The sequence below is a fragment of the Limosilactobacillus panis DSM 6035 genome (assembly GCF_001435935.1).
GTDB classification, from domain to species: Bacteria; Bacillota; Bacilli; order Lactobacillales; family Lactobacillaceae; genus Limosilactobacillus; species Limosilactobacillus panis.
The window spans coordinates 1-6,386 of sequence record NZ_AZGM01000092.1 but is presented as its reverse complement, the minus strand read 5'-3'; the positions used below and the strand labels follow the sequence as shown (position 1 = coordinate 6,386).

The following is a 6,386-nucleotide window of genomic DNA, read 5'->3' as shown; positions in this document are numbered from 1 at the left end:
TCATGCCCTAGCAGCTTAATTATCTAATTTTGTCCAACTTTTGTATTGCACTTCAAGATTGCAACCTTTTCGCTCCTCTTTACTTTTTGCCGATTGTCATTAAGCCGAGGCTAATCTTAAGCGCCCGGTCAACCTCTTTCATCCGTTGCGGGCCAATCTTAGCAATCCGGTCCTGGAGGCGCTGCTTATCAATTGTCCGCACCTGTTCCAAAAGGATCACCGAATTATGGGCCAGCGGTGTCTCCGTCTTGGTCAGTAAAACGTGCGTTGGCAGACGCTTCTTTTGGACCCGGGTTGTAATTGCCGCCACAATCACTGTTGGGCTGTGCTGGTTGCCCACATCATTTTGCAAGATGAGGACCGGGCGAACACCGCCCTGTTCGGACCCCACAACTGGTGACAGGTCAGCAAAGTAGATTTCCCCACGGCGCACCTGTTCTTTTGCCATCGCTTACCTCTCAATAATGATAAACCCGGTGGACCCGGTTACTAATGTTCGTCAAAATTTCGTAGTTGATCGTCCCCACCTTATCGGCCAGGTCTTCGGCAGTAATCGCCAGGTTACCAGATTTGCCCATCAGCACTACCGGTGTTCCAACCGGGTAGTATTTCGGCAGGCGAACCATCATCTGGTCCATGCAGACCCGGCCGGCAATATCACAGTAATGACCATCAACTAACACCTTAAAGCCGGTTAAACTCCGCGGGTAGCCATCGGCATAGCCAATCGGCAAAGTTGCCAGCCACTCGTCCTTAGCAGCAGTGTAGGTAGCCCCGTAGCTCACCGACCGACCGGCCTTTAACTGCTTGACAAAGCAGATTGTGGTCTTCAGGGTCCCAATCGGCTTTAACGGCAGGTTCGCCTTTAGTTCCCGTCCTGATGGGTTGTAGCCATACATTGAGATCCCCATCCGCACGGTATTAGCGGTAATCTGGTCCCGGTGCCATAACCCGGTTGCCGAATTAGCCATGTGAACGTACGGCGGCAACTGGTCAAGGCTGCCAATAAATTCTTGCCAACGGTGAACCTGCTTTTCAAAGTATTGGTCATCAGCACTATCAGCCGTTGCAAAGTGGGTAAAGACCCCTTCAAATTCAAATTCCGGGTTTTGCTCAACCATCTTAACCGCCCGGTGGAATTCATCCAGGTCGGTAAAACCGATCCGCCCCATCCCGCTGTCAATGCCCAAGTGGACCTTGAGGGGCTTTTGCCAGGTAAACTGTTGGGCAAGCCGGTGGTACTGCTCCAGCCAGTCCACGGAACCAACCGTGAGGGAGACCCCCGCCTCTGCCGCCACGTTGGCCTCTTCGACCGGGGTAATTCCCAAAACAAGGGTCATTGCCTCAACCCCACTGTCCCGCAGCTCTAAAGCCTCGTCCAGGATAGCAACGCACATCCCCGTTGCCCCGGCACGCAGTGCTGCTTGCGAAACCGCCAGCAGACCGTGACCATAAGCGTTGGCCTTCACAACTGCCAAAATTTTACTCCCTGTCGGCAATGCAGTCCGCTGGGCACGAATGTTGTCCTGTAAAGCCTGCAAGTCAATAACATATTCGGTATTTCGTAACCGACCAGTAATCATTTTTGTTCACTTCTCATTCCTATTTTTCAGTATCGGATACAATTCTAGCAAAAATGTCCTCCTAACGCATAAATCATTTCAAATTTAACCTAAACATAACTAATTTTCCTCTTTGCTTACCAGGTAAATTGACATATAATCCAAGTTGCTATAATCATTCCCGCCCCAATAAGTTATAAAAAAGTTAAAATTGCTGCGACACCTCCCCAATTGTGCCGTAGCGCAGTACACTTTTGTGGTAGGATTAGCTATTGATAGCGAAAGGAGTGATTCATAATCTTAATCCAAAGTATTAAGAATCATCCCACACTAAAGTTCATCTTAAAGACGGTCTTCTATTTTGCCGTAATCGTTCTATTAATTTACTTGTATGGATATTACGGTGCGGGACAAGAACCGTTTATTTATAATGAATTCTAACGTGGAGGAAAGAAAATTGAATACAAACATTGTTACTGACTTTGACCAGATTGCCACTGCTACCCCTGACCAGGTTGCCTATGACGAAATGGGCAAAGTTACCACCTATAGGGAATTAAAAGCCGCAAGCGACAGTCTGGCAGAATGGCTTGACCAGCAAAAACTAGCCAAGCATAGTCCCCTACTTGTGTTTGGGGACCATCAGGTTGAAATGGTGGCGTGTTTCTTGGCAGCCCTGAAAACGGGCCACGCCTATATTCCAGTAGCATCGGATTCGGCCTTACCCCGAATCCAGTCAATCCTCGATACCGGTCAGCCAAGTCTGGTGATTGGAATTGATAGCTTCCCTGCTGACCAACTGATGGTCAAAGTACCGGTGGTTGATGCGCGGCAAATTGGCGACGCTATCAATGCGCAACATTCATTTACGCCTGAGGACCCTGTCCAGGGTGACGAACTAGCTTACATCCTGTTTACTTCCGGGACGACCGGTTCACCAAAGGGGGTTGAGGTTAGTCATGACAACCTGAAGACCTTCGTTGATTGGATGCTGGGGCCCGAATTCAATTTGCCAAAGAAGACTAATTATCTTGGCCAACCCCCCTATTCATTTGACCTGTCAAACATGTTCTTATATCCGGCTTTGCTGAGTGGCAGCACCATCAAAGCGGTGCCACACAGTGTGGTCGAGAACTTTGGCCAGTTATTTACAGCCCTACCGCAACTTGGCTTTAACGTCTTCGTCGGGACCCCATCATTTGCTGATATGCTAATGCTTAGTCCGGCTTTTAGTGAAAAGCAAATGGGCGACCTCCAGTACTTCCTGTTCTGCGGGGAGGAGCTCACGGTTAAGACCGTGAAGAACCTCGAGCAGCGGTTCCCACATGCCCACATCTTTAACACGTATGGGCCCACCGAAACAACGGTTGCCATTTCAGAAATTGAAATCACCCCAGAAATGGTTGCCAAATGTGACCGCCTACCCGTTGGTTACGCCAAGCCGGGTACGACCCTTTCAATCTGGAAGGGTGACCAGCAATTGACCACCTCCGGTGAACAGGGAGAAATCATCATTGCCGGTAGTAGTGTTGCCCAAGGGTATATGAATAACCCGGCAAAGACTGCCAAGTCATTCTTTAAGCTCAACGGGCAAAATGCCTACCGGACCGGTGATGCTGGGGTCCTTGATGAAGACGGCCTGCTCCACCATAAGGGTCGGATGGACTTCCAAATCAAGCTCCATGGTTACCGGATTGAGCTTGACGAAGTCCGGGCCAGCCTAGAAAAGAGTCCGCTCATCAAACAGGCGGTCGCCCTGCCGAAATATAATCAAAATGGTCAGGTTACCCACTTGATTGCCGCGGTAATTCCTAAGGAGCAACCAGACGACCCGGCTAAGTTAACGGCCGCTATCCGGGAAAGCCTAAAGGGCCTGATTATGCCCTACATGATGCCGACCCAGTTCACTTACCGCACCAGCTTTCCGATGTCTGCAAATGGCAAGATTGCAGTTAAACAACTGATCAAAGAGGCTAACGAATAATGATTAACTGGATTGCTAGTCTCCCTAACTTCAGTGCTTACGGCACCCCAATGTATTTTTTCTATTTAATCCTTGCCATCTTACCATTGGGGATTGGCCTTTACTTCGGAAAACGGTTCAGCTGGTATGAGGCATTAATTAGTTTCATCTTCATCTTCCTGATGTTTGACGGGAGCAGTTGGCAACAGGGAATTTCCCTGATTGTCTACGTCATTTACGAAACCTGCCTGGTGATGTATTACACCCACTACCGTAAAAAGCAGAATGGGTCTGGAACCTTCTATTTGATCTCCGCTCTCTCCATTTTGCCACTGGTCATCGTGAAGCTTTCGCCGGCAATGGTAGGTCATAACTCACTGCTCGGCTTCCTCGGAATCTCTTACCTGACTTTCCGGGCGGTCGGAACCGTGATTGAGACCCGGGACGGAATGATCAAAGAAATTTCCCCATGGAAGTTTATCCGCTTCATTCTCTTCATGCCGACCATTACTTCGGGGCCAATTGACCGTTACCGGCGCTTTGAAAAGGACTACCAAAAGGTTCCCAGTCGAGACGAATATTTACAGCTAGTCAGCAAGGGGATTTTTTACCTCTTCCTCGGCTTCTTATACAAGTTCGTCATTGGCTACTTCTTTGGCCAACGTTTCTACCCGTACTTTGAACGGCTGACCTTGGCTGAACACGACCCGTTTAGTTGGCACATGCTGGGGGTCATGTACACCTATGGTTTCTACCTGTTCTTCGACTTCGCCGGCTACTCCTTGTTTGCGGTGGCCATCTCCTACTTTATGGGTGTCAAGTCACCGATGAACTTCAAGCAACCGTTCAAGTCCAAGAACATCAAGGAATTCTGGAACCGGTGGCACATCAGCCTATCCTTCTGGTTCCGGGACTACATCTTCATGCGGTTTGTCTTCATGGCCACCAAGAAGCGGTGGTTCAAGAACCGGAACGCCCTTTCATCAACCGCCTACATGCTTAACATGGTTTTGATGGGCTTCTGGCACGGAATCACCTGGTACTACATTCTCTACGGCTTCCTGCACGGGATTGCCCTGGTGGTTAACGACTGGTGGCTCCGCTATAAGCGCAAGCACCTGAAGAAGCTACCACACAATAAGTTCACAACTGGTGTGGCCATCTTTATTACCTTTAACTTTGTAATGTTTACATTTTTGATCTTTAGTGGTTTTCTAGATACTTTCTTCTTTAACAACCACTAGTATTTTGAGGAGGATTTATATTATGCAAGAACAAATTATTAACATTTTAGCTGATACAACTGGTCGGGACGCTGCGGACTTCAGTGATGCTAGCCAAGACCTATTTACTAGTGGCCTGCTCGACTCCATGGCCACGGTGAGTCTCCTATTAGGTCTGCAGGACGAATTTGGTGTCCAAGTTCCGGTTTCTGAATTTGACCGGAGTCAGTGGAATACCATTGAAAAGATTGAACAACGGGTAAAGGAGCTTCAAAATGCATAGCCACCGGAAACTGTGGTCCATCTTTGGCCCGGTTATCCTTGCCTTTGTGCTCGTGATCATTCTTTTTTTCCTGCCGATTAAGAACCATCACACTACCGCAACCGAAAAGCAGGCGGCGGTTTCCCTTAGTCCCATCGTCTTCAAAAATCAATCGATCAAGCAACAGGCACTAAGCGATAAGCAGACCAAGTTTGTACCATTCTTTGGGTCGAGTGAACTGCGGCGGATGGACCGCTTCCACCCGTCAGTGATGGCGGCCCGCTACCACAATTACACGCCATTCCTGTTTGGCTCCCGTGGTACCCAGTCTTTGCCCCAGTTCTTCAACATTAATTCAATGGAAAACCAGCTGACTGACCAGAAAGCCGTCTACATCATCTCCCCGCAGTGGTTTACCAAGCAGGGAGTCCTACCACCGGCATTCAAGTATTACAATGGTTCATACGCCAACCTGACTTGGCTGCAGAAAGCTAACCCAAATTCACCGTATGACCGTTATACTGCTCGTCGGTTGATTACATTGATTGGTAAGGACGGGACGGTCGGGGCCGATGCCCGTAAGATTGCTATGGGAAAGTCACTCAATAGTTGGGACCGGTTAGTTATCAAAACCCGGTTGGGGATGCTTAAGCATGAGGACGCCCTCTTCTCAGAGTTCCAGCTCAACCGTAACTACCAGCGCTACATCTTGCCGAACATTAAAAAGCTTCCTAATAAGTACCACTACAATACTCTCTACAAGAAAGCAGTTGCGGTCGGTAAGCACAACACTACTAACAACCAGTTCAACGTCAAGAATAGTTTCTACACAAAGCGAATCAAACCTCACTTAAAGGACGTCAAGGACTCACAAAAGTACATGAACTACACGAAGTCGCCAGAGTACGGTGATCTCCAGGTCGTTTTAAACGAGTTCCGCAACACGAACACCAACGTACTCTTTGTGATTCCACCGGTCAATGCTAAGTGGGAAAAGTACACGGGATTGGACATGCAAATGTACTACCGAACCGTTGACAAGATCAAATTTCAGCTGCACGAACAAGGTTTCAATAACGTCTTGGACCTTTCACATGATGGCGGCAAGCAGTCATTTATGGAAGATACAATCCATATTGGCTGGGCCGGTTGGGTTAAGTTTGACAAAGTAAGCAACGCTTTTATCAGTCATCGCCAACCCGCTCCTCATTACCACCTCAATGACAAGTTCCTGCAGCCGGATTGGACAAATCTCAACCCGACTCCCGCTAACTTGACAAGTTTTAAGGAACAACAATTAAACCGTTAAGGTACACAAAGACAACCTAAGATTAGGGGCTGTGACATAAGTCCCAAATAATTAATGGAGTTAGATG

General features: G+C 48.3%; 7 protein-coding genes. 5 read left to right on the top strand and 2 right to left on the bottom strand.

Features of this window, described 5'->3' with window-relative positions; all coding sequences use genetic code 11:
- Window positions 1–79 precede the first annotated feature (79 nt).
- Together FD32_RS06315 and alr are read right to left on the bottom strand one after the other, a co-directional pair.
- Window positions 80–448 carry a type II toxin-antitoxin system PemK/MazF family toxin gene (locus tag FD32_RS06315; RefSeq protein WP_056962142.1) on the bottom strand — a complete coding sequence of 123 codons (369 nt, stop codon included), beginning with the start codon at window positions 446–448 and terminating at the stop codon, window positions 80–82.
- A 10-nt stretch (window positions 449–458) separates the two neighbouring features.
- Window positions 459–1,583 (bottom strand): alanine racemase, encoded by a 1,125-nt coding sequence (gene alr / locus FD32_RS06310; protein WP_047768991.1) that lies wholly within the window; start codon window positions 1,581–1,583, stop codon window positions 459–461.
- Between the two features lie 282 nt (window positions 1,584–1,865).
- Between alr and FD32_RS09860 the strand changes: the two genes are divergently transcribed.
- The 5 genes from FD32_RS09860 to dltD are packed head-to-tail and all read left to right on the top strand — an operon-like array spanning window position 1,866 to window position 6,319.
- A complete protein-coding gene (locus FD32_RS09860; protein ID WP_082126064.1) occupies window positions 1,866–2,003 on the top strand; it encodes a teichoic acid D-Ala incorporation-associated protein DltX in 138 nt (45 codons plus the stop codon).
- Between the two features lie 16 nt (window positions 2,004–2,019).
- Window positions 2,020–3,546 (top strand): D-alanine--poly(phosphoribitol) ligase subunit DltA, encoded by a 1,527-nt coding sequence (gene dltA, locus FD32_RS06305; protein WP_169746078.1) that lies wholly within the window; start codon window positions 2,020–2,022, stop codon window positions 3,544–3,546.
- Window positions 3,546–4,769 carry a D-alanyl-lipoteichoic acid biosynthesis protein DltB gene (gene dltB / locus FD32_RS06300; protein WP_047768994.1) on the top strand — a complete coding sequence of 408 codons (1,224 nt, stop codon included), beginning with the start codon at window positions 3,546–3,548 and terminating at the stop codon, window positions 4,767–4,769. The genes dltA and dltB overlap by 1 nt, the downstream gene beginning before the upstream one ends.
- Before the next feature lie 22 nt (window positions 4,770–4,791).
- On the top strand, window positions 4,792–5,031 hold the full coding sequence (gene dltC / locus FD32_RS06295; protein ID WP_047768997.1) for a D-alanine--poly(phosphoribitol) ligase subunit DltC: 240 nt from the start codon (window positions 4,792–4,794) through the stop codon (window positions 5,029–5,031).
- Window positions 5,024–6,319 (top strand): D-alanyl-lipoteichoic acid biosynthesis protein DltD, encoded by a 1,296-nt coding sequence (gene dltD / locus FD32_RS06290; RefSeq protein WP_047768999.1) that lies wholly within the window; start codon window positions 5,024–5,026, stop codon window positions 6,317–6,319. Before dltC ends, dltD begins: the two co-directional genes overlap by 8 nt.
- Window positions 6,320–6,386: the final 67 nt, after the last annotated feature.